The organism is Neoroseomonas eburnea (assembly GCF_018129005.1).
Lineage (GTDB): Bacteria > Pseudomonadota > Alphaproteobacteria > Acetobacterales > Acetobacteraceae > Neoroseomonas > Neoroseomonas eburnea.
Map to the genome: position 1 here is coordinate 135,930 of NZ_JAAEDL010000008.1, position 22,155 is coordinate 158,084.

21 protein-coding genes are annotated in these 22,155 nt (G+C 71.3%); 2 read left to right on the top strand and 19 right to left on the bottom strand.

The window, feature by feature from the left end; genetic code table 11:
• From GXW74_RS10360 to GXW74_RS10400, 9 genes are all read right to left on the bottom strand, one after another.
• Positions 1-2,646, bottom strand: coding sequence for a molybdopterin-dependent oxidoreductase (locus tag GXW74_RS10360; RefSeq protein ID WP_211846422.1), 2,646 nt, complete (start codon positions 2,644-2,646; stop codon positions 1-3).
• Complete coding sequence (locus GXW74_RS10365) at positions 2,646-4,205, bottom strand: sulfite reductase subunit alpha (RefSeq protein WP_211846423.1); 1,560 nt, start codon at positions 4,203-4,205, stop codon at positions 2,646-2,648. Before GXW74_RS10365 ends, GXW74_RS10360 begins: the two co-directional genes overlap by 1 nt.
• Complete coding sequence (locus GXW74_RS10370) at positions 4,202-5,935, bottom strand: NirA family protein (RefSeq protein WP_211846424.1); 1,734 nt, start codon at positions 5,933-5,935, stop codon at positions 4,202-4,204. The genes GXW74_RS10365 and GXW74_RS10370 overlap by 4 nt, the downstream gene beginning before the upstream one ends.
• Positions 5,935-7,149, bottom strand: coding sequence for an NAD(P)/FAD-dependent oxidoreductase (locus GXW74_RS10375; protein ID WP_211846425.1), 1,215 nt, complete (start codon positions 7,147-7,149; stop codon positions 5,935-5,937). Before GXW74_RS10375 ends, GXW74_RS10370 begins: the two co-directional genes overlap by 1 nt.
• On the bottom strand, positions 7,146-7,937 hold the full coding sequence (locus GXW74_RS10380; protein WP_211846426.1) for an ABC transporter ATP-binding protein: 792 nt from the start codon (positions 7,935-7,937) through the stop codon (positions 7,146-7,148). The genes GXW74_RS10375 and GXW74_RS10380 overlap by 4 nt, the downstream gene beginning before the upstream one ends.
• A 14-nt stretch (positions 7,938-7,951) precedes the next feature.
• Positions 7,952-8,842: a nitrate ABC transporter permease gene (ntrB, locus tag GXW74_RS10385; protein WP_211846427.1), complete on the bottom strand. Its 891-nt coding sequence runs from the start codon at positions 8,840-8,842 to the stop codon at positions 7,952-7,954.
• Between the two features lie 4 nt (positions 8,843-8,846).
• On the bottom strand, positions 8,847-10,109 hold the full coding sequence (locus GXW74_RS10390) for a CmpA/NrtA family ABC transporter substrate-binding protein (RefSeq protein WP_211846428.1): 1,263 nt from the start codon (positions 10,107-10,109) through the stop codon (positions 8,847-8,849).
• Positions 10,106-11,257: a CmpA/NrtA family ABC transporter substrate-binding protein gene (locus GXW74_RS10395; RefSeq protein WP_211846429.1), complete on the bottom strand. Its 1,152-nt coding sequence runs from the start codon at positions 11,255-11,257 to the stop codon at positions 10,106-10,108. Before GXW74_RS10395 ends, GXW74_RS10390 begins: the two co-directional genes overlap by 4 nt.
• Positions 11,258-11,495: 238 nt before the next feature.
• On the bottom strand, positions 11,496-12,065 hold the full coding sequence (locus tag GXW74_RS10400; protein ID WP_338148197.1) for an ANTAR domain-containing response regulator: 570 nt from the start codon (positions 12,063-12,065) through the stop codon (positions 11,496-11,498).
• A 402-nt stretch (positions 12,066-12,467) separates the two neighbouring features.
• On the opposite strand from GXW74_RS10400, the gene GXW74_RS10405 reads away from it, so the two are divergent.
• Positions 12,468-13,490, top strand: coding sequence for an LLM class flavin-dependent oxidoreductase (locus GXW74_RS10405; protein ID WP_211846430.1), 1,023 nt, complete (start codon positions 12,468-12,470; stop codon positions 13,488-13,490).
• Positions 13,491-13,780: 290 nt separating this feature from the next.
• On the opposite strand, the gene GXW74_RS10410 is transcribed toward GXW74_RS10405, so the two are convergent.
• The 5 genes from GXW74_RS10410 to GXW74_RS10430 are packed head-to-tail and all read right to left on the bottom strand — an operon-like array spanning position 13,781 to position 18,481.
• A complete protein-coding gene (locus GXW74_RS10410; RefSeq protein WP_211846431.1) occupies positions 13,781-14,770 on the bottom strand; it encodes a Bug family tripartite tricarboxylate transporter substrate binding protein in 990 nt (329 codons plus the stop codon).
• A 35-nt stretch (positions 14,771-14,805) separates the two neighbouring features.
• Positions 14,806-15,777 (bottom strand): Bug family tripartite tricarboxylate transporter substrate binding protein, encoded by a 972-nt coding sequence (locus GXW74_RS10415; protein WP_211846432.1) that lies wholly within the window; start codon positions 15,775-15,777, stop codon positions 14,806-14,808.
• A complete protein-coding gene (locus GXW74_RS10420) occupies positions 15,774-16,265 on the bottom strand; it encodes a GAF domain-containing protein (protein ID WP_211846433.1) in 492 nt (163 codons plus the stop codon). The genes GXW74_RS10415 and GXW74_RS10420 overlap by 4 nt, the downstream gene beginning before the upstream one ends.
• Positions 16,266-16,267: 2 nt before the next feature.
• Positions 16,268-17,458: a M24 family metallopeptidase gene (locus GXW74_RS10425; RefSeq protein WP_211846434.1), complete on the bottom strand. Its 1,191-nt coding sequence runs from the start codon at positions 17,456-17,458 to the stop codon at positions 16,268-16,270.
• A gap of 33 nt (positions 17,459-17,491) precedes the next feature.
• Positions 17,492-18,481 carry a Bug family tripartite tricarboxylate transporter substrate binding protein gene (locus tag GXW74_RS10430; RefSeq protein ID WP_211846435.1) on the bottom strand — a complete coding sequence of 330 codons (990 nt, stop codon included), beginning with the start codon at positions 18,479-18,481 and terminating at the stop codon, positions 17,492-17,494.
• 150 nt (positions 18,482-18,631) lie between these two features.
• Here GXW74_RS10430 and GXW74_RS10435 point away from each other — a divergent pair, with 150 nt between their 5' ends.
• Positions 18,632-19,309 carry a TetR/AcrR family transcriptional regulator gene (locus GXW74_RS10435; RefSeq protein ID WP_211846436.1) on the top strand — a complete coding sequence of 226 codons (678 nt, stop codon included), beginning with the start codon at positions 18,632-18,634 and terminating at the stop codon, positions 19,307-19,309.
• Here GXW74_RS10435 and GXW74_RS10440 read toward each other — a convergent pair.
• The 5 genes from GXW74_RS10440 to GXW74_RS10455 all read right to left on the bottom strand — a co-directional run bounded on the left by GXW74_RS10440 (position 19,269) and on the right by GXW74_RS10455 (position 22,141).
• Entirely contained in the window at positions 19,269-19,796 is a 528-nt protein-coding gene (locus GXW74_RS10440; RefSeq protein WP_211846437.1) for an MBL fold metallo-hydrolase, read from the bottom strand. The two genes, GXW74_RS10435 and GXW74_RS10440, sit on opposite strands and share 41 nt — an antisense overlap.
• On the bottom strand, positions 19,775-20,335 hold the full coding sequence (locus GXW74_RS10445; RefSeq protein WP_211846438.1) for a PAS domain-containing protein: 561 nt from the start codon (positions 20,333-20,335) through the stop codon (positions 19,775-19,777). The genes GXW74_RS10440 and GXW74_RS10445 overlap by 22 nt, the downstream gene beginning before the upstream one ends.
• A gap of 5 nt (positions 20,336-20,340) precedes the next feature.
• On the bottom strand, positions 20,341-20,466 hold the full coding sequence (locus GXW74_RS28365; protein ID WP_272877259.1) for a hypothetical protein: 126 nt from the start codon (positions 20,464-20,466) through the stop codon (positions 20,341-20,343).
• Positions 20,467-20,850: 384 nt separating this feature from the next.
• Complete coding sequence (locus tag GXW74_RS28820; RefSeq protein WP_456306974.1) at positions 20,851-21,267, bottom strand: DksA/TraR family C4-type zinc finger protein; 417 nt, start codon at positions 21,265-21,267, stop codon at positions 20,851-20,853.
• A gap of 166 nt (positions 21,268-21,433) precedes the next feature.
• Positions 21,434-22,141: a hypothetical protein gene (locus tag GXW74_RS10455; protein WP_211846440.1), complete on the bottom strand. Its 708-nt coding sequence runs from the start codon at positions 22,139-22,141 to the stop codon at positions 21,434-21,436.
• Positions 22,142-22,155 lie beyond the last annotated feature (14 nt).

Below are 22,155 nucleotides of genomic sequence, written 5' to 3' on the forward strand. Positions count from 1 at the left end.
TCAGGCGGGCTCCGTCGTGCGTGCGGCGAGCAGCGCCGCGATCTCCGGCCGGCAGGACCCGCAGCCCGTGCCGGCGCGCGTTGCGGCGCCGACCGCCCCGACGCTGTCGGCGCCGCAGGCGCGGATCGCCGCCGCGGTGACGCCGTGGCAGGCGCAGACCAGCGGGGAGGGTGGCGGGCCGTCGGGCCGTCTGCCGGCGAGCAGCGCGGCGCGATCCGCAGCGGCGAGCACGCCGCTCGCCATGAGCATACCGACCCAGGCGCGTGGCGGCAGGTCGGCCGAAGGCGCCACCGCGACCATGCCGACCAGGGATCCGTCGAGCAGTGCGGCACCGCGGAACAGCCCGGCTGCCGGATCCTCGAGCCGCGCCCAATGGAGGCCGGGCCCGTCCAGCAACGCGCACAGCCGCGCGAAGGCTTCGGCCGGCGTGCCGGTGCCTGCCAACTCGTGCCGCCAGGCGCTGCCTTCGAGCGGCGCGATCGCGCACCAGGGCGCGAGGTCCGGCGCAAGGCGTCGCGGGGCCAGCAGGAAGCCGTGCCAGGTGGCGGCGTAGGCGCGCACGCGCAACGCCGCATGCTTCAGCTCCGGTTGGCCGCTGACCGGGTCCGTCACCGCGGCCAGCGTGCCGTTGATCCGCGCCGCGGGGGCGAATTCGGCGGTCCAGTGCATCGGCGCGAAGGCGGTGCCGCGGCGCTGCGCCTGATCCAGCGCCAGGCGCAGCACCGCGCTGCCGGTCGGCGTCTCCGCCACCACGAGTTCGCCGGCGGACAGGGTGCCCGCATCCTCCGGGTGCAGAGTCAGGCATGGTTCCGGCACATGCGCCATCAGGCGCGGCACGGCGCCGGTGCGCGTCATGCTGTGCCACTGGTCGCGCAGGCGTCCGGTCAGCAGGCGGAGCGGGAAGTCAGCGTCGGGTGCGGCGGCGGGGGCGCGAAAGGGCGTGGGCACCAGCCGCGCCCGGCCCGCCGGGAAGCCGCCCCCGGCGAAGAAGCGGCCGGTGCCCGGACCCGCTTCGGGCACGGGCCAGCGCGTCGGCGGCATCGCGGCATAGTGGGCGTCATCGAGCCCCGCGAGGCCCGAGATGTCGAAGGCTCGCGCTGCCGGGCGGGCGAGGCCCGTCACCGCGGCATGTTCCCGGAAGATGGCGGCCGGCCCGTCCCAGGCGAAGGCCGCGCCATGGCCGAGGCGCGCCGCCACCTGCGCCACGATCCACCAGTCGGGCCGCGCCTCGCCCGGCGCCGGCAGGAAGGTGCGCTGGCGGCTGATCACACGCTCGCTGTTGGTGACGGTGCCGTCCTTCTCCCCCCAGGCGAGTGCGGGCAGGCGCACATGGGCGTAGCGCGCGGTGTCGGAGCGCCGCGTGGTTTCCGAGACCACCAGGAACGGGGCGGCGGCGAGCGCGGCGCGCACCGCCTCACCTTCGGGCAGGGACATGGCGGGGTTGGTCGCCATCACCCACATCGCGCCGATGCGGCCATCGCCCAGTGCGCGGAACATCTCCACCGCCTTCAGCCCTGGCCGCTGCGCGAGCCGCGGTGCACCCCAGTAGCCGGCCAGCGCAGCGGCCTCCCCCGGCTGGTCCCAGTCCAGATGGCCGGCCAGCATGTTGGCGAGCGCGCCGACCTCCCGCCCGCCCATCGCATTGGGCTGGCCGGTGATGCTGAAGGGGCCGCATCCGGGCTTGCCGATGCGCCCGGTCAGCAGGTGGCAGTTGATGATCGCGCTGGCCTTGTCGGTGCCGGCGCTGCTCTGGTTGACGCCCTGGCTCCACAGCGTGACGACGCGCGGTGCCGCGGCCCATTCGGCGCAGAAGCGCGCGATCAGCGCGGGATCGAGCGAGGTCAGCGCGGCTGCCTGCGCGGCGATGGGGCGCGCGGCGGCGAGCGCGGCCCCGGCACCCTCCGTATGCGCGGCGAGCCAGGCCGTGTCGGCATGGCCGTGCTCGTGCAGATGCACCAGCAGGGCGGCGAAGAGCGCGACGTCGGAGCCAGGGCGGAGCGGCAGGTGCAGCTCCGCGCTGCCGCAGGTCGCGGTGCGGCGCGGGTCGACCACATGGATGCGCAGCCCGGGCCGCGCCGCCTTCGCCGCCAGCAGGCGCTGGTGCAGCACCGGATGGCACCAGGCGAGGTTGGAGCCTACCAGCACCACCAGGTCGGCCTGCTCCAGGTCCTCGTAGATGCCGGGCACCACGTCCTCGCCGAAGGCGCGGCGATGCGCGGCCACCGCGCTCGCCATGCAGAGGCGGGAATTGCTGTCGATGTTGCCGGTTCCGAGGAAGCCCTTCGCCAGCTTGTTGGCGGCGTAGTAGTCCTCGGTCAGCAACTGGCCGGAGACGTAGAGCGCGACATTCTCCGGCCCGCCTCTCTCCAGCGCGCGTGCGAAGCCCTCCGCCACGGCATCGAGCGCGGCGTCCCAGGAGGCACGCCTGCCGTCGATCTCGGGATGGAGCAGCCGGTCCTCGAGCCCAAGCGTCTCGCCCAGCGCCGTGCCCTTGCTGCACAGACGCCCGCCATTGGCCGGGTGCCGCGGATCGCCCGCGATCGCCGTGCCGCCCGCGCCGTCGGGTCTCGCCACCACGCCGCAGCCGACGCCGCAATAGGGGCAGGTGGTGCGGACGCCCCGGCGCGGGGCCTGGGAGCCGTCCATCAGTAGACATCCCGCTGGTAGCGGCCCTGGCGTGCCAGGGCGACGATCCAGTCGCGCGCCTGGTCCGCGTCGAGCCCGCCCTCGGACCGCGCGATGGCGCGCAGCGCGGCGTCGACATCCTTCGCCATGCGGGAGGCATCGCCGCAGACGTAGAAATGGGCGCCGTCCTGCAGCCAGCGCCACAGGTCCGCGGCTTCCTCCGCCATGCGGTGCTGCACGTAGTCCTTCGCCCGGCCGTCACGGCTCCAGGCGAGCGACAGGCGCGTCAGCACGCCGGCGCCGCGCCAGCCCTCGATCTCGTCGGCGAACAGGAAATCCGTCGCGCGGTGGCGGTCGCCGAAGAACAGCCATGACCGGCCCGTCTGGCCGAGCGCGGCGCGGTGCTGCAGGAAGGCGCGGAAGGGCGCGATGCCCGTCCCCGGCCCGACCATGATCACCGGCGTCGCGGCGTCGGCCGGCAGGCGGAAATGGCTCGTCTGCACCTGCGCCATCAGCGGCGCCTCGGGCGTCGCGCGGTAGGCGAGATGCGTCGAGGCGATGCCGTCACGCCACCGCCCGCGCCGTTCCTCCCGCACCACGCCGATGCAGAGATCGACCCGGTCCGGCACGGCGAGCGGCGAGGAGGCGATGGAATAGAGCCGCGGCTTGAGCGCAGGCAGGCTGTCGAGCAATGCCTGCAGCGGCGGCCGCGCGGAGGGGAAGGCCTCCAGCAGGTCGAGCAGGTCGGCGCTGTCCGGCTGCGCGCCGTCATCGCCATCGGCCAGCGCACGCAGCGCCGCGGCGTGCGGCGCATGCGTCGCCGCCCCGGCGAGCAGGTCGAGCGTGCGGTCCAGCGGGCGCGCGATGTCGAGATGGTGCGCCAGCGCCTCCCGCAGCGGGCGCGCGGCGCCGGCGGCCTGCACCTCGGCCTCCGGATCGGCGCGCAGCGCTGCGATCACCGCCGCCACCAGCGCCGGGTCGTTCGGCGCCGCGACGGACAGGCTGTCGCCTGGCTCGTAGGCGAGGCCGCTGCCGGACAGGTCGAGCACGACGTGGCGCACGTCCTTGTCCGAGGCCGCGCCGGTCAGGCGCGATGCGGAAACGAAGCGGACCGGCACGCCCGCCGGCTTCGCGGGGGCCGAGGGTGCCGGCTTCGCCACGGCGGCCGGCGCCTCGGCCAGCAATGCCTTGAGCGCCTTCTGGGTCGCCTTGGCACCGGGCACGCACAGCGCCAGCGAGCTCTCGGCGCCGGAGGCGATGGCCTCGGCGTAGGTCTTGCATAGGTAGCCGCATTGCCCGCAATCGAGCTGCGCCATCGCCGCCATCAGCCGTCGCGGCAGCGGTCGCCCTTCCGCCAGCGCGAGCCGTTCGCCGAGTTCGAGCGCAGGGTCGTGCCAGGGGAAATCCTCAGCCGGCGCAGGCGGCGTGGCGGAGGCATTGGCAGGGCCGGCGGAGCCGCCATAGAGGCCGGCGAGGAAGCCATTCAGCCAGGCCCGCTGCGCCGGGGTGAAGGGCGCGGTCTCCGGGATGATCGGCACGGGGGCAGCACCCGGGAAGGCCTGCTGGATGATCGCATTCATGCGAAGGCCTCCTCGCGTGCCGCGGCGAGGGCCGCGAGCGCCGCATCGTCGTGCCGTGCGGTGAAGGACTGGAAGGATTCGCCCTGCCGGCGCTGCGCCATCCAGGCGGTGAGCAGCGCGAGCACGGCCGGGCCGAGCTCGTCCGCCGCCACACCCTTCACGATCATCCGGCCGATCTTCTGCTCCGGCCCCGCGCCGCCTCCGACATGCAGGTCGTAGCCTTCGAGCAGGTCCTCGCCGCGCTCGACCTTGGCGCCGAGCAGACCGATGTCCGCGACGTAGTGCTGCGCGCAGGAATGGTGGCAGCCGGTCAGGTGGATGTTGATCGGCGCATCGATCGAAATGCGCGTCTCGAGGTAGTCGGCGAGCTGTGCCGCGTGGCGCTTGGTGTTGCTGGCGGCGAACTTGCAGCCGGCATTGCCGGTGCAGGCCACCAGGCCGCCGCGCAGCGCGCTCGCCTCATGCGTCAGGCCGAGCGCGGCGATCGCCGCCAGCGCCTCCGGCACATGTGGCTCGGGGATGTCGCTGATGAGCAGGTTCTGCCACACCGTCAGCCGCAGCGTGGCGCTGCCGAAGCGGCGCGCGACCTCCGCCAGCCCGCGCAGCTGCATCGCCGTGAGCCGCCCGACCGGCGTCACCACGCCGATGTAGGACAGTCCCGGCTGGCGCTGCGCATGCACGCCGACATGGCCGTGCTTGGCCGGCGGCGCGCCGGGGCGGATCGCCTCCTCCGCCATGCGTTCCAGCGGCTGTCCGAGCCGGGCCTCGACCAGGCCGAGGAAGGCCTCGACGCCCATGCGGTCGAGCACGTATTTCAGCCGCGCCTTGCGCCGGTCGGTGCGGTCGCCCTCGGCGATGAAGACGCGCAGGATGGCGTCGCAGACGCGGACCACCTCGTCCGGCGCCACCACCGCGCCGGTGCCGCGCGCGAAGTCCCGGTGGCCGGAGATGCCGCCCAGCGTCAGGCGGAAGCGCAGGCCGAGATCCGTCTCCACCGCGGTCAGGCTGATGTCGTTGGTCTCCTGCAGAACCTCCACCGCACCGCCGCCGCTGACCGAGATGTTGAACTTGCGCGGCAGGGCGAAAAGGTCGCGCGTGTGAAGGATGTGGTGGTGCAGCGCGCGCAGGATCGGTCGCGTGTCGATCAGCTCGGCCGGGTCGATGCCGGCGGTCGGGCTTGCGGTGATGTTGCGGACGTTGTCGGCCCCCGTGCCGCGCGGCAGCAGGCCGAGGTCACCGAGGCGCATGACCACTTCCGCGCCCTTGGTGGCCGGGATCTCGCGCAATTGCAGGTTGGCACGGGTGGTGACGTCGGCGTAGCCGCCCGCGCAGTCCTCGGCGATGGCGGCGATGCCGTCGGCCTGGTGGGAGGACAGGATGCCGCCCGGGATGCGCAGCCGGCACATGAAGGCGTCCTGCGCCGGGCCGACGAAGAAGAGCCCGTGGAAACGCCCCAGGAAGTCGTCGATCGGCTTGGGGAAGGTGCCGGCCTCGGCGCGGGTGGCGATCTCGTCCCAGCGGTCGAGCGGGTGCTTCTCCCGCTTCGCCTGCTCCTGCGGCGTCAATGTGCCGCCGGCGGCGATGGCCGCATCCTGTGCGGCGCGCAGCGCATCGGGCGGTGCGCCGCCACCGCCGCCTGCGGGCGCGAGGCTGCCGCGGCGCGCCTCGACCCCGGCCATGAAGCCCTTGAGGTATTCCTGCTGGGTGACGTCGAAGGCGGTGTCGTGCATCACGCGGCGTCCTGGAAGGCGGGACCGAAGGCGAGCGTCGCGCGATGCGGCGCGACCGGCCGGCCGGAGGAGATCAGGTCGAGGTAGAAGGGCGAATCCGCCGTGTCGCCGTACAACACCGCGCCCACCAGGCGCCCGTCGCGCAGCCACAGGCGGCGCGCCCGGCCGGCCTGTTCGTCGGTGAGCGTCACCGCCTCGGCATCCGCGGGCGCCACCTCGCCCGCCGACCAGACGGCGATGCCCGAGACCTTCAGTGCCGTCGGATCGGGCCGTGGCGCATAGACCGCCTCGGCATCCGCGAGCGTCGCGGCGGCGACCTCGGCCATGGCGAGCGCGGGTGCGACCAGGCCGCAGACGACGCCGCGATGCTCGGCGCATTCGCCGATGGCGAGCACGGCGGGGTCGTCGGTGCGCATCGCGTCGTCGACGACGATGCCGCGCGCGACGGCGAGCCCGGCATCGCGCGCCAGCTCCGTCACCGGACGCACGCCGACGGCCATCACCACGATGTCGCAGGCGATGCGCCGGCCATCGGCGAGGCGGACGCCAGAAACCCAGGCCGAGCCCTCTATGGCCGTGGTCGCCGCCGGCATGGCGAAGCGCAGGCCGCGCGTGGCGCCGAGGCTCCGCGCCAGCAGCGCGCCCGCGGCGGCGTCGAGCTGGCGCTCCATCGGCCAGTCGACGGCATGTACCACCGTCACCTTCGCGCCGATGGCGGAGAGCGAGGCGGCGGCCTCCAGGCCGAGCAGGCCGCCGCCGATCACCACGGCCCGCGCGCCGCCTGCCGCCGCACGGTGGATGGCGCGGACGTCGTCGATGGTGCGATAGACGAAGACGCCGGGAAGCTCGGCGCCCGGCAGCGGCAGGCGGGTGGCGCGCGACCCTGTGGCGATCACCGCGCGGTCCCAGGAGATGGCCTCACCGCGCGCGGTCACCGCGACGCGCGCCGCACGATCCAGCGCCGCGATCGGCGTCGCCGGCCGGTAGCCGATGCCGAGCGCGCGCAGCCGCCGCAGGTCGTGCGTGATCAGCGCCGGCACCTCGGCCTCGCCGGACAGCACACGGCCGAGGGCGACACGGTCATAGGGCAGCGCCGCCTCGGCGCCGACGAGCGTGACCTCCAGGCCGGCCTGCGCGGCGCGCTCGGCGCAGCGCATCCCGGCAGGGCCGGCGCCGATGACGAGCACGCGCATGGCCGGGCCCGCCACGGTCATGCCGCCGCCGGCAGGGCGTGGCGCTCGTGCAGGAAGCGCAGCACCGATTCCCGCGCGGCGAGGAAGCGCGGGTCGGAGGCCAGCGCCAGCCGGTCGCGCGGGCGCGGCAGGTCGATGTCGAGGATTTCCCCGATGGTGGCGTTGGGGCCGTTCGTCATCATCACGATGCGGTCGGAGAGCAGGACCGCCTCGTCCACGTCGTGGGTGATCATCATGACGGTGGTGCCGAGCCGCGCATGGATCGCCATCACCTGGTCCTGCAGATGCGCGCGCGTCAGCGCGTCGAGCGCACCGAACGGTTCGTCCAGCAGGAGCACCTTGGGACGCATGGCGAGGGCACGGGCAATGCCGACGCGCTGCTTCATGCCGCCGGAGATCTCGTGCGGACGCTTGTCGGCATGGGCCTCCATGCGCACCAGGGCGAGGTTCTCGCGCGTCCATTCGGCGCGCTCGGCGCGCGACATGCCGCGGCCGACCGTGCGGTCCACGGCGAGGCGGACATTCTCGGCGCAGGTCAGCCAGGGCAGCAGGCTGTGGTTCTGGAACACCACGGCGCGGTCGGGGCCGGGGTCCCGGACCTCGTGGCCTTCCAGGAGCACGCCGCCGAGGGTGGCGGGCAGCAGGCCGGCGACGACATTCAGCAAGGTGGACTTGCCGCAGCCCGAATGGCCGATGACGGCGACGTACTCGCCCTGCCGGACCTTGAGGTCGACGCCGTTCAGGACGGGCACGGCCGCGGCGCCGAAGGATACCGACACGCGCGAGATCTCGAGGAAGGGGCGTTCCATGGGGGCGTTCCTTCTCACTGCGCCGCGGTGCCGCGCGTGACGGCGCGGCCGACCAGCGCCATGGCGCGGTCGAGCGCGAAGCCCACGAGGCCGACATAGACGAGCGCCACGACGATGTCCGAGAGGTTGGAGGAGTTCCACGCATCCCAGACGAAGAAGCCGATGCCGACGCCGCCGATCAGCATCTCGGCGGCGATGATGGCGAGCCAGGAGAGCCCGACGCCGATGCGCAGGCCCGTGAAGATGTAGGGCGCGGCCGCCGGCACGACGATGCGCAGGAACCAGTCGATCGGCGAAAGCCGGATGACGCGCGCGACATTGCGGTAGTCCGCCGGCACGTTGCGGACCCCGACCGCGGTGTTGATGATGATGGGCCAGACCGCGGTGATGAAGATGACGAAGATCGCGCTCGGCTGCGCTTCGCGGAAGGCCGCCAGCGACAGCGGCAGCCAAGCCAGCGGCGGCACGGTGCGCAGCACCTGGAAAATCGGGTCGAGCCCCCGCATGGCGAGCATCGAGCTGCCCACCAGCATGCCAAGCGCGATGCCGACGATGGCCGAGAGCGAGAAGCCGACGGCGACGCGCTGCAGGCTGGCGGCGAGGTGCAGGCCGAGCCCCTTGTCGAGTCCGCCGCGGTCGTAGAAGGGGTTGGTGATCAGCTCCGCGCTGTCCGCCCAGACCTTGGACGGAGGCGGCAGGGTGGCGGCCGGGCCGGAGGCGGCCCATTCCCAGATGCCGAGCAGCGCGGCGAGGACCATGAGCGGCGGCAGCAGCGTCGCCGCCAGGCCGCGCAGGTGCGGCACCAGGCGCACGATGATGCGCGACGGCGCGGCCGGCAGGGCCTGCGCCACGCTGGCGGCGGCGGGTGCGGCGCCCAGGCCGGGGGGCGGGGTGACGGCGTTCATCGCCTTACGCCCGCGCCGTCTTGGTGATGGCGAGGGAGGCGAGATAGGCGGCGGGGTCATCCGGGTCGAAGACCTTGCCGTCGAAGAAGGCCTCGCGGCCGCGGCTGGTGGAGGAGGGTGTCTCGGCATTCGGCACGCCGGCGCGCGCGGCGGCGGCACGCCAGATCGCCTCCTGGTTCACCTCGGCGATCAGCTTCGTCGTGTCGGTGTCCTCCGGCAGAACGCCCCAGCGGATGTCCTCGGTCAGGAACCAGAGATCATGCGAGCGGAAGGGGTAGGAGGCATGGTCGTTCCAGAACTTCATCACCAGCGGCGAGTTCTCGACGCGGCGGCCATCGCCATAGTCGATGGTGCCCTGGGTGCGGCCGATGATGTCGGTGGCCGGCACGTTGAACCAGGCGCGCCGGCCCAGGATCTGCGCGAGCTCGGGCCGGTTGGCCGGGGTGTCGCACCAGCGCGCGGCCTCGATCACCGCTGCGGTCAGCGCCTCGGCCGCGCGCGGGTGCCTGGCGATGAAGTCGGCGCGCATGGCGAAGGACTTCTCGGGGTGATCGCGCCACAATTCCCCGGTGACGAGCGCCGAGTAGCCGAGGTTCTGGTTCACCAGCTGTGCGTTCCACGGTTCGCCCACGCAGAAGGCGTCCATGGTGCCGACGCGCATGTTGGCGACCATCTGCGGCGGCGGCACGACGATGGTCTGCACATCCTTGTCCGGGTCGATGCCGGCGGCGGCGAGCCAATAGCGGATCCAAAGATCGTGGGTGCCGCCGCGGAAGGTCATGGCGACCTTGCTCTCGGCGGTCAGCGCCCCGCGCAGTGGGGAGGCATCGAGCCGTGCGCCCAGCGGCTGGTGCTTCTTCGCCACCGAGATCGCCTGGCCGTTGGTGTTCAGCCGCGCCAGGATGGCCATCGGCACCGGCTGGTTGTTCTGCACGATGCGCCCGGTGTGGATCAGGTAGGGCATGGGCGTGAGGATGTGCGCGCCGTCGATGCCGCCGCGTTCCCCGCCGAGGACGAGGTTGTCGCGCGTCGCGCCCCAGCTCGCCTGCTTCGCCACCTCGACCTCGGGCATGCCGTGCTTGGCGAAGAAGCCCTTCTCCTTGGCGATGATCAGCGGCGCGCTGTCGGTCAGCGCGATGTAGCCGAGCGACGCCTTGCGGACCTCGGGCACGGTGGATCCCTGGGCGAAGATGCCGCGCGGGGCGGCGGCGAAGAGTGCGGCGGTGCCGGCAAGTGCGGCACGGCGGCCGATGGGGGGCACGGTCATGCGTCGGGCTCCTGGAATGTTGGCTGAGGCGGGGACGTCGCGGCGCGGCCGATGAACGGCGGCGGGTCGAGCCGCGCGGCGGCGGCGTGCCAAAGGTCGGCCCGCCAGGGCGCCAGGGCGGCATGGCGCGACGCTTCGGGGCCGAGGTGGCCCCAGCGGCGCATGGCATCGAACCACCAGCCGGCCTCCTCCGCCCGGGGGCAGGAGGCGGCGGCGAAGCGCATGGGCGCGGCCAGGCGTCGTGGCGCGCCGCCCGGTGCCGCCGCCACCGTCCCGGCCAGCGCGGCGGCGATGGTGGCGGGCGCGAGGCCGGGAAAGGCGCGTTCCTGCAGCAGGGCGACCGCGGCGTTGCGGTTGGCGGGCTCATCGAGCCAGCGTGCCGCCTCGATGACGGCGGCCGTCGCGGCGATCATCGCATCGCGGTCGCGCTGCGCGGCGGCTTCGCCAAAGGCGAGCACCTTCTCGGGATGATCCGGCCAGATGTCGCCGCTGGCCAGCGCGAAGCGCCCGGCGCCGGCGGCAATGGCCTGGCTGCCCCAGGGCTCGCCGGCGCAGAAGCCCTCGATGGCGCCCTCGGCCAGGGCGCGGGCCATCTGCGGCGGCGGCACCACCACCAGGCGCACGTCGTGGTCGGGGTCGAGCCCGCCCGCCGCCAGCCAGTGGCGCAACAGGTAGTTGTGCGAGGAATGCGGGAAGACCACGGCGAGGGTCGGCGGGGGCAGCCCGTCCTCGGCGCGGCGGTGCAGGGCGGCGGCGAAGAGCGACGGTTCGAGCGGCGCCTCGAATGCCCCGATCTGCGAAGCCAAGGCGTGGGACAGGGTGATGGTGTTGCCGTTGCGTGCCAGCCCGGCGGTCACCGTCAGGCTGCGGCGGAAGCCGCCGGCGCCGGCGGCGAGCGCGATCGCCACGGGGCCAAGCAGGTGGGCGGCATCGAGCGCCCCGAAGGCCAGCTTGTCCCGCACCGCGGCCCAGGCGGCCTCCCGCGACAGCGCGACGCGCACGCCGGCATTGGCGAAAAGGCCGAGCGCATCGGCCACCAGCAGCGGCGCCGCATCGGTGAGCGGGACGTAGCCGAAGCGCAACGTGCGCGGGGCGAGTGTGATCGCGGGAGTGCCGAGCGGGGTGTTCGAGGCGGGGCGAGAAACCACGCGGTCAAGCTCCGGCGGGGTCGGTTGGACCCCGAGAGAGCGGACCGCCATTGGACCGCAGGATGAGGAGGTGGGCGGCGCGGCATGGGCACGCCGTTGTGCCCCGCCGGACCTCAGCCAGCGCTGAGATGTCACCAATTCACACCAAAGGCGCCGCCAGGAGGTAGCGGAAAATAGCCCACTAATAAGGCGAAATCGGCATTCCAGACATGAAGTGCATCATCATTCAACGTATTGCCTAAAAATCGCGCAAGAAATCCTGCGCCACATCGACCAGACGGCGGCCGCGATCCATTGCCCAGCGCCGGAGCAGGCGATAGGCCTCCTCCTCCGACAGGCGGCGGCGCTGCATCAGGACGCCCTTGGCGCGCTCGATCACCACGCGCTGCGCCAGGGTCGCCTGCGCTTCCTCCAATTGCGCCCGCAGTGCCTGGTGGGCGCGGAAGCGACGGATGGCGACCTCCAGCACCGGGCGGACGCGGGCCGGGGCCAAGCCTTCGACGACATAGGCGGCGACACCGGCTTCGAGCGCTGCCTCGATCTGGTCGGGCTCGCCGCGGCTGGCGAACACCACGACGGGGCGGGGCTCGTCGCGGTTGAGGGCGTGCATGCTCTCCAGCGCGTCGCGCGACGGATCGTCAAGGTCGCAGACGATGACCTCGGCATCCGCCTCACGCACGCGCCGCGTCAGGTCGACCACCTCCGAGGAGACGGCGACGACCTTGCAGCCAGCCGCTTCCAGGCCCGCCCGCACAGCGGAGGCCCGTTCGGCATCGGCATCGACCAGCAGCACCCGCAGGTGACGCACTCCGCAGTCGGGTTTCGCCGCGGCGTTTCTCCCGTGCCATTGTGCACTGCGGCAGGGGGGCCGCGGAAGGGAGAGCGTACAGGAAACCGACCCGCCGGCATCGGATCAATCCTGCGCGCAACGGTTGAGATCCCGCGCGCCGCGTTCCTGCCCGGTCGCAGGCCCAGCGCTGCCTCCCCCGACGGACGGTGTCGGGAGATGGCGGCACCGCCGCCATTGCCGACCGGCTTCGCCCGGATTCCGTGGGGAAGGTGCCCCCTTGGCATAACCATCATCGCCCCCGGTGATTGGAGTGGATGCGACCCAGGTCGCATGGTCCCGCGCAAGCACGGCCCATTGTTGATCCCGGGCCCCCCACGATCACCGGCGGGCGACACCCCGCCCAGTTGGACCAGACCCGCGATGAAGAAGATCGGCTTTCTCTCCTTCGGCCACTGGACGCCGTCGCCCCAGTCCGGCACCCGCACCGCCGCCGATGCCCTCCTGCAATCCGTCGACCTCGCTGTCGCGGCGGAGGAACTGGGCGCGGATGGTGCCTATGTCCGCGTGCACCACTTTGCTCGCCAGCTTGCCTCCCCCTTTCCCCTCCTCGCCGCCATGGGTGCGAAGACCAGCCGCATCGAGCTCGGCACCGCCGTCATCGACATGCGTTACGAGAACCCGCTCTACATGGCCGAGGATGCCGGCGCCGCCGACCTCATCAGCGGCGGCCGCCTTCAACTCGGCCTCAGCCGCGGTTCGCCCGAGCAGGTGATCGATGGCTGGCGACATTTCGGCTACGCCCCGGCCGAGGGCGAGACCGACGCGGAGATGGGCCGGCGCCACGCCGAGGTCTTTCTCGAGGTGCTGCGCGGCCAGGGCTTTGCCAGGCCGAACCCGCGTCCGATGTTCCCCAACCCACCCGGCCTGTTGCGCCTGGAACCCCATTCGGAAGGCCTGCGCGAGCGCATCTGGTGGGGCTCCGGCTCCAATGCCACGGCGGTCTGGGCGGCCAGGCACGGCATGAACCTGCAGAGTTCCACCCTCAAGGACGACGAGACCGGCGAGCCCTTCCATATCCAGCAGGCCAGGCAGATCCGCGTCTACCGGGACGCCTGGAAGGAGGCCGGCCATGACCGCGCCCCACGCGTGTCAGTCAGCCGCAGCATCTTTCCGCTGCTCGACGACCGCGACCGCGCATACTTCGGACATGGCGGCAGCGAGCAGGACCAGGTCGGCTTCATCGACGAGAAGACCCGCGCCATCTTCGGCCGTGGCTATGCCGCCGAGCCGGAGCTCCTGATCAGGGAGCTTCGCACCGACGAGGCGATCGCCGAGGCGGACACCCTTCTGCTGACCATCCCGAACCAGCTCGGCGTCGCGTACTGCGCCCACGTCATCGAGGGCATCCTGAAATACGTTGCCCCGGAACTCGGGTGGCGCTGATCGCGGACGGGATCCTGATGCCGGCGAGCCCTTCGGCGGGCACGGTATCGGGGTCTTGGTTTCGCGCGCCTCCGCCCCACCTGCCCCGCGGCCATGCGGCCGAGCCTGGCCGATGAGGCAGGCGGAGCGGCAGGAAACGCCACCGCCCGGCCTGCTGATCCGGTGTCGGCGGCGGCGCGGCACCGGGGCAGCGGATCATCGGTCGTGCCATTGGGCTGACCGTTGGCGCGGTGCGCGACCTGATCCCCGAGATGCCGCGGCGTGGCTCTTCGCCAGCCGCGGCACTTGCTTCAGTCCACCGAGGCGCCGGATGCCCGGATGATGGGCGTCCAGGCCGCCAGTTCCTCGCGCACGTAGCGCTGCGCATCGTCGAGGTAGAGGCGGCCAGGAGCCGTCGCGGTTTCCGCGTAGCGTCGGACGACATTGGGCGCCTCCAGCGATTCCCGCGTCACGGCCGCCAGCCGCTCCAGGATCGGGCGCGGCGTGCGTGCCGGCGCCGCGATGCCGGACCAGCCATCCACGACCAGGTCCGGGAAACCGAGCTCACGGAAGGTCGGAATGTCGGGGAAGGCGGGGATCCGTTCGGGCCAGGTGTGTGCCAGCGGTCGCAGCGCGCCGCTGCGGATGTTGGCGCTGGCGCCCGTCAGGCTGTCCACCATCATCGGCAGCACGCCACCGGCGATGTCGGTCGCGATCTGCGCGGCGCCGCGATAGGGAACATGGGTCATGGTGATGCCGGCGGCCGCCTGGAAGCGCATCATCACGAGGTGCGGCATGGAGCCGATGCCGGAACTGCCGTAGCTCAACGCATTCGGGTCGCGCTTCGCCACCGCCACGAGCTCGTCCAGCGTGCGCGCCGGGAAGTCGGGACGTACGAGGATCAGATACGGCGTGCTCATCACGGTGGCGATGTGCGCGAAGTCCCGGTCGGGATCCCAGGTCACGCGGTCGCCGTAGAGCACCTTGCCGACCACCATCGCGCTGATGACGGACAGCACCAGGGTGTAGCCATCGGCCGCCGCCTGCGCGACCTGGCCGGTGCCGAGGGTCGCGCCTGCACCCGGCCGGTTGTCCACCAGGATCGTCTGCCCGAGGCGGCGGGACATCTCGCCTGTCAGGATCCGGGCGATGATGTCGGTGGTGCCGCCTGGCGCGAAGGGCACCACGAAGCGGATCGGCCGGGCCTGCGGCCAGGGAGCGGTCGATTGCGCGTGCGCGAGCACCGGCGTTGCAGCACCGGCGAGCGTTGCGAGACCGAGGCTGCGGCGGGAGATCGTCATGCGTTTGCTTCCTCAGGAGGTTGCCGCGAGGGGGGCTATTCGACCTTGATGCCACGACGCCGGATGAAGGTGCCGATCGTGTCGCTGTCCGCTCGCGCGCGTTCCTGGATCGCGGCGGCGGAAGTGGAGACGGGCTCCAGCACGGCTTCGCGCAGGCGCTGCGTCACGGCGGGGCTGTCCACCACGGCGCGCACGGCGAGGTTGAGCCGCTCGACCACGGGCGCCGGCATGCCGGCGGGGCCGACGAAGGCATACCAGCCGGGCATGGTCACGTCGGCGAGGCCGGCCTCGCGCAGCGTCGGCACCTCCGGCAGCGCCGGGGAGCGTTCGCGCCCGAGCGTCGCCAGCGGCACCACGCCGCCGCTGCGGATCATCGGCAGCGTGCTGCCGAGCGGGTTCACCATGGAATCCGTGTCGCCGGCGATGATGCTGGTGATCGCCGGGGCGGAGCCCGCGAAGGGGACATGAGTCAGGCGGATGCCGGCGCGCTCGGCGATCATCTCCATTGCCACATGCGTCGAATTGCCGATGCCGGCGCTGCCGAAGGTGACGCGCTCCGGCTCCGCGCGCGCGCGCTCGATGAACTGCGCCAATGTGGTGATGCCGGTCCTGCGGCCGGCGACCATCACGAACGGGGTGTCGGCGATGGGCGCGATCCAGCTGAAGTCGCGCCAGGGATCGTAGGGCAGGTTGGGGTAGAGGTTCGGGTTGAAGCTGAAGATCGAGACGCCACCGAGCAGCACGGCGCTGCCATCGGGCCGCGACGCCTTCAGCGCGTTGATCGAGACGATGCCGTTCGCCCCGGGTCGGTTCTCGACGACCACCGGCCGGCCGAGTTCGCGCGACAGGGGTTCGATCAGCAGGCGGGCGAGGATGTCCGTCGCGCCGCCGGGCGGCTGCGGAATGATGACGCGCAGCGGCTGCGCGCTTTCCTGCGCGAGGGCTGGCGCGGCGGCGAGGGCGGTCAGCAGCGCGCCGGCACGGCGGCGCGTGATCTGCGAGGTCATGCGGTTCTGCCTTCCAGGATGCGGAGGATGGGCGCCACGGCCAGCGCGGCGAAGACGGAGAGTACGGGAAGATGTGCCTCGGTGTAGTGCCCCGCGTCGTGCAGCAGGTTGATGGCGCCGAGCGTGCGGCCGTCCCAGTGCACGGGCACATTCACCGCGCCCTCGCAGCCGAGGGAGAGAATCAGCGGATGGTCGGGAAAGGCTCGAATGATGTCGGCCCGGTCCCGGCAGATGCGCGGCGCCCCCTGCTCGACGACGAGACGGTAGAATTCGGACTCCCGACGGATCGGCTTCTCGCCCGAGACGGGATAGGCATCCGGGCGGTTGCTGTAGAAGCGCCGGCTGACGTCCCGCGCCTCGTCCAGCACCAGCACGGTGAAGAGGCGATGCCCGACGGCGCTCGCGAGCGCCGTATCGAGCGCCGCCAGCCCGGCCATGGGTTGGCCGGGTGCTGCAAGCGCGGCCGCGACGTGGCGCAACGCTTCCATGGTCACGCGATGGTCTGGGAGGCGAGGTCCTTCGGCGCGCGCGTCAGCACCTCGGGCTTTGCGCCGACCACCACGGTGTCGTCGTGGCGAAAGCCACCCAGACCCCATTCATAGAGGCCGGGTTCGGCGGAGTAGACCTCGTTCTCGAGCAGCGGGCGCGTGTTGAAGGCCATGTCCTCAGGGAACTCGTGGCCGAGCGTACCCATCCCGTGCCCGGTGCGGTGAAGGATGAGATCCGCGCAGCCGGCGCGCTCGATGACGGCCTGGGCGGCGGCATCGATGCCGCAGACGGGCCGCCCCGTGATCGCAGCCTCGCACGCCGCCTCGTTCGCCGCCCGCGCGGTTTCGAACAGGAATGCCTGGCGCTGTCCGGGCTTGCCGCAGAACCAGGTGCGCTCGTTCTCCACCACGAGCCCGTTCACGCGCGGGATGACGATGTTGACGAGGCCGTCGCCCTTCTCGATGCGCTGGCCGGAGGAGCGGCCATCGCCATGCGGCGCGCAGCTCGCGGGGCCCGACAGCGTCCAGCAGCGCAGGATCTCGAGGTGCTCGCCGGGGAAGCGGCGGGCGGATTCCTCGGCCATGGCTGCGGCCATGGCCATGTCCATCTCCTGCACCAACCGGCCGGGGCGGATCGCCTCGCGATAGCGGTCCTGCACCCAGTCGGTGAGCGCGGCGATCTCGCGGAGGAGCTGGATTTCCTCGGGGTGCTTCACCCAACGCAGGCTGCGGCAGGCGGCCGTGGCGCCCTCCAGCTTCAGGTGAGGCAGCAGCGACGCCGCGCGACCCAGCATGCCGCCGGGCGCATCGGTGCCGATGCGCGCGCGGGCCAGGCCGGCGCGGCGCAGCCGGTCGGCCACCATTTCCGGCCATTGCGGCGCGAGCGGCACGCGGCGGGTCAGGCGCGGATGCTCGGCATAGAACTCCACATCCGTGACCCAGAGCTTCCCCGCCTCGATGCCGAAGCGCCAGTGATTGGTGGAGAGTTCGTTCAGGATAGCGAAGGGCGTGCCATTGCGCGGCACCACGCAGACGATCGGGCGTTCCCAGGTCTGCACGTCCGTCGCGAAGTTGGTCGCGAACTGGAAGAAGTCGGCCTGGGTGAAGGCGAGGGCGTCGTAGCCTTCGCGATCCATCACGGCATGCATGACGCCGAGGCGATAGTCGCGAACGGCAGTGCTGAGGACGGCCATGACGGCGTGCTCCTTGGTCGATGTTCGGGATGGTCAGCCGAGACGCAGGCCGCGGCGCTGGATGAAGCCACCCCAGACGGCGCTGTCGCGCTCGAAGCTCTCGCGGATCGTCGCGGGGCTGCCCTCGATCGGGTCGAGGTGGAGTTCACGCAGCCGCCGGCGGACCGCCGGATCCCGCAGCGCGGCCTGCAGCGCGGCGTTCACGCGCAGCGTCGCCTCCTCGGCCATGCCGGCGGGCCCCACGAGCGCGTACCAGCCCGGCATGGTCGGCGTCTCCACGCCCTCGGCGCGGAGCGTGGGCACATCGGGCAGGTCGGGCGCGCGTGCCTCCAGCAGGACGGCCAGCGGCACGACGGCACCGGCGCGGACATGCGGGATCAGGCTGCCCAGCACGCTGAGCATCGAATCCGTTTCGCCCGAGATCAGGCTGTTGAGCGGCGAGACCGAGCTGTAGGGCACATGGGTGAGCCGGATATTCGCCGCGTCGGCCACCATCTCCATCGCCAGGTGCGTCGAATTGCCGTTGCCGGCACTGGCGTAGGTCATCTCGCCCGGCCGCGCCCTTGCCCGCTCAAGGAACTGGGCGACGGAGGTGATGCCGATCTGCCGGCTCGCGACCAGCATGAAGGGCGTGTTCACGACGGGTGCGACGTAGGTGAAGTCGCGCGCCGGATCATAGGGCAGGTTCGGGTAGAGGAAGGGGTTGAAGGCGAACATCGACACGCCGGCGAGCATCACCGCATGCCCATCCGGACGCTGCTGCTTCAGGTAGGCCGCGGCGATGTTGCCGTTGGCCCCGCCGCGGTTCTCGACGACGACGGGTTGTCCGAGGTCGCGCGCCATGGGCTCGGCGAGCAGCCGCGCGATGATGTCGGTCAGGGTGCCGGCGGCGAGCGGGACGACCAGGCGGACTGGCTGGTGCGGAAAGCCTTGCCTGACCTGGGCGATGGCCGGACGGCTGCTGCTCGTGCCGACGGCCGCGACGGTGCCGGCAAGGAGCCGGCCCAACTCACGCCTGTTCATGGTGCTGAGTCCTTCCGCCCTGTGTCTTTTAGATAAAAACAGGCTGGACTGTTTGGGATTTTGAGTCAACATCCAGCCGGCGCGAACCTACCTAACCTCGGCCGGCGCATCGCAGCGCGCCGAGCCGCGACAACTGGAAGACGGCAGCGGATGGACAGGACCCCGGCGAAGAACGCGCCCGACGCGCACCTCGCGGCGCAGGGGGAGCCCGCCACAGGCAAGCAGGCGCGTCGGTCGGCCGAGATGCGTCGGCGCCTCTGCCAGGCTGCTTTGGATGTGCTGTGCGAGGTCGGCTACGAATCCCTCACGACGTCCATGATCGCGGCGCGCGCCGGTGTCTCGCGCGGGGCGCAAACGCACCATTTCGCCACCAAGGCCGACATGCTGGTCGCCGCCTTCGAGCACCTGCTCCAGAACTGGGAGGAGGCGCGGCAGGAGGCCTTCGGCGGAACTGACCTGCGCGACGTTCCCTTCGAGGTCTACCTGCGCTTCGTATGGCGGGAGATCTTCAGCAAGCCGAGTTACATCGCTGCGCTGGAGCTGATGCTGGCCGCGCGTGTGGACAAGGAGCTCGGCGAAAGGCTGCGCCGGGCGCTCGATTCGCCGGCGAGCCAGCGAAATCTCCGATGGCACCAGATCCTCCGCTTTCCCGATGTCAGGAAGGAGGAGCAGTTCCAGCACATGACTCTCTGCCTGCTGCGCGGCATGGCGATCCACACCAGCTTCAATCGCAGCGACGATGTCAACGACGCCATTCTCGACGCGTGGATCGAACTTGCGAGCAAGGTCATCGCGCTGGAACGGCCCGACGACACCACCGTTCGCTGAAGCCCCTCCGCCTGTTCGAGACTTGCCACGGTGCCAACGGTGGCGGATAGCGGCTGACGGCATCTGATCGCCTGCCGCCATGTGCGCCACCCTCTGCCCCAATCGATGAACCGCCCGAGCTGCGGTGCAGTTCCACGGCGGTGCCGTCGAACACTGGTGCGGACGGATTGCGGCACATCCCCTCGGGATCGTGGCCTGGGACGATGTGATGCGCGCTCGGCCCGATGGCGCGCAGGTGGTCGAGGTGCTCCAGCATGGCGCCGAGGTGAAAGGCGGTCGCATGGGGCCGGCCGGTCTCCACGCGCCCGTTCGAGTGCGTGACGTCGGAGGCGAGCACGACGCGACCGCGCACAGGGTTCACCCGGACGCACTGCAGCCCCATGGAATGTCGGCCGATCGCGCGCAGGGAGATGGCGGGCGTGAGGTGGGCATCGCCCGTGCAGAACCCGGCGCGGCCCGGATAGATCATGCAGACGATGCCCGCCACGCCTTCCGCTTCGAAGGAATGGTGCAGCTTCCTCGTTCACCATAGCCCAGACGAAGTGGTCCACGGGCATCGGGGCATCCGGCGCGGCCCACGCCGAGGCAGCTCCCGAGAAGCTCTGCCGAGGCTGCCATGATCTCGCGCGGCTCGATCAAGCCGTGCAGGCGTTCGCCCAGGTCGATCTGGAAGCGGAGCCGCCGCTCAGCAAGACGCCGGTCCTTGGTCTCGAGCAGCACGCACAGAACGCCACCGACGTCGCCCGTCTCGTCGCGGACCGGCAAGCAGGAGAAGGTCCACCAACCCGCATCGCCGCGGCCATCGCGCTCCATGACGATTGGCTGGTCTTCCAAGGAACTGCCTTTACCGGCGAGTGCAAGCGCCACGATGGGTCCGACGATGTCCCGGGACTCGGACCAGACGTCCTGAAGGGGCCGACCCAGGGCATTCGGCTTGCTCCCGAGGATCGGCAGATAGGCATCGTTATGGAGGCTGATGAGCTCCGCACCCCCGGCCAGGTAACCCGGGAAGCCGGCGTTCCACATGATGCTCAGGGAGGTCGCAGGGATTGCGGCCAGGTTTCGGTCGGGCCCAGCGGCGATTTGGCCCAGTCATGCGCCTGCACCCGGGCGCCCATCTCACCGCCGCCCGTCAGAAACCGGGCGACACCGGCCATGGCTACCCTCCTGCCCCAACGACAAAGCTTGACTGATTTTCCTGGACGCGGGTAGGCGCAAGTCACCCTTTGCCGCGGCTTTGGCGTGGTATTCGGTGGGCGGCAGACGGCCCGGACGTACCTGCGGCGGGGCGTGCCGGATGCCGAGGGACGGACTCCTGCGCACGGCGAGCGACCTTCGTCCTGGTGCCGCGGATGGACGACAAGGATCGCGTCTTCGCACGCTTCGAGGACGACAAGCCCGAAGCTTCTGAACGCGGTGAATGGCTCACCATCCCGCGTCGCACTGGCGCGACGGGTGGCTGAGGTCCTTCAGTTCAGCACTCTTGTGAGACCTGGCGACTGGGCAGCGACGGCACTGTCCTCCGCCCGACGGACCAGGATCTACTTGAGCTGGCTGTCCTTGCTGCCGCGCCGGTTGATTCCGAAAGTCACCGGGCGTCGATCGCGCTCAGCCTGACACCGCACGCATGTTCGCACGCCGGGGATTGCCCGGCGCCGCGCTTCGGGGATCTCCTCGCCGCATTCGACGCAATGCGTCTGGCTCGCGCCACTTGGGATCGCCGCGCGTGCGCGAAGCACGCCGTCTGTCACCGTGTCCTCGATCTGGGTTTGTACCGCCCCGTCAGGAGCCCACCCCGTTGCCATCGTCCGTCTCGAGGTTGCTTTCGCTCGGAAGACATATGGTCTTGCAGCGGCACCATTCAATCTCGATGGGGTCGTGTCCCGTCCATGCGTCTTCGAGCCGAGGGTCAGTGCCAACGAAGCCGATCGGGCCTCAAGGCATCCCGATACAAGCATTCCTCAGGCTGCGGCACCGCCGGGGATCGTCGATTTCCAGCTTAGACCGCTGCTGACAAGACCAACACCGTCCGGCCGATCCCCGAGGGCGGGGAATCTTGGTTTGGCCGGGGAGCATCCCCGTTTGCCGAAGATGTGCTTCGAGAGTCTCATCTACGACGATCGATCAATGAACGCAGCCGATGCTGCTCTGGTGCCAGATCTTGCCAACAAGGTGATCGTCGCTGCTCGGGAGGTGCTGGTCGCCGCATGGACCGAGAGCCGTATCGACGCGGAACGCGTTCACCAGGCGCTCATTGACCTGCTTCAGGCGGTAGTGGACGCGGGTCAGCCTGACGGCACCAGCCTCGAGCATGGCGATTGCAGCCAGGGTGGACCCTGAGAGGTTGCTGAACCTCAGGCCCTGATTGGCGCTGGAACGCGCCGGCAGGATCGACATCCCCGACCATCTGGGCGATCTCGCACGGGCGATCGAGCGCGCCTTGGTCGTCGTCCAATGGCGAAGGTCAGGGCGCCGAAGGCATCGCGCTGGGCACACCACCTGTTCGAACCGCTCGTAGATGGTCATCATCGGCCAGGCATTGCGTGTCGTCCGGAGCGTGCCGGAGGCCGCGACCCGGTAGCGCTCGAGGAGCGCGGCGGCCTGCGGTCGATCTGCGCTCATGCCCGCACTCCCGGTTGTCGGTTCTTCGCTCGCCCTCCTCACCCGACACTGCGGATCGGCGATCAGCGCGATCCGGCAGCGCAGCTTGCATGCAATATCGAGATGGCGGACAGCGCGCAGCCTAGCACCGGACAAACCCGGCGCGGCACGGCTGCCGGAATAAATTGCGTCGCTGCCCGGCCAAGGCGGGGACAGGCTTTCCGGCTGCATGCGGCGAGCCGGTG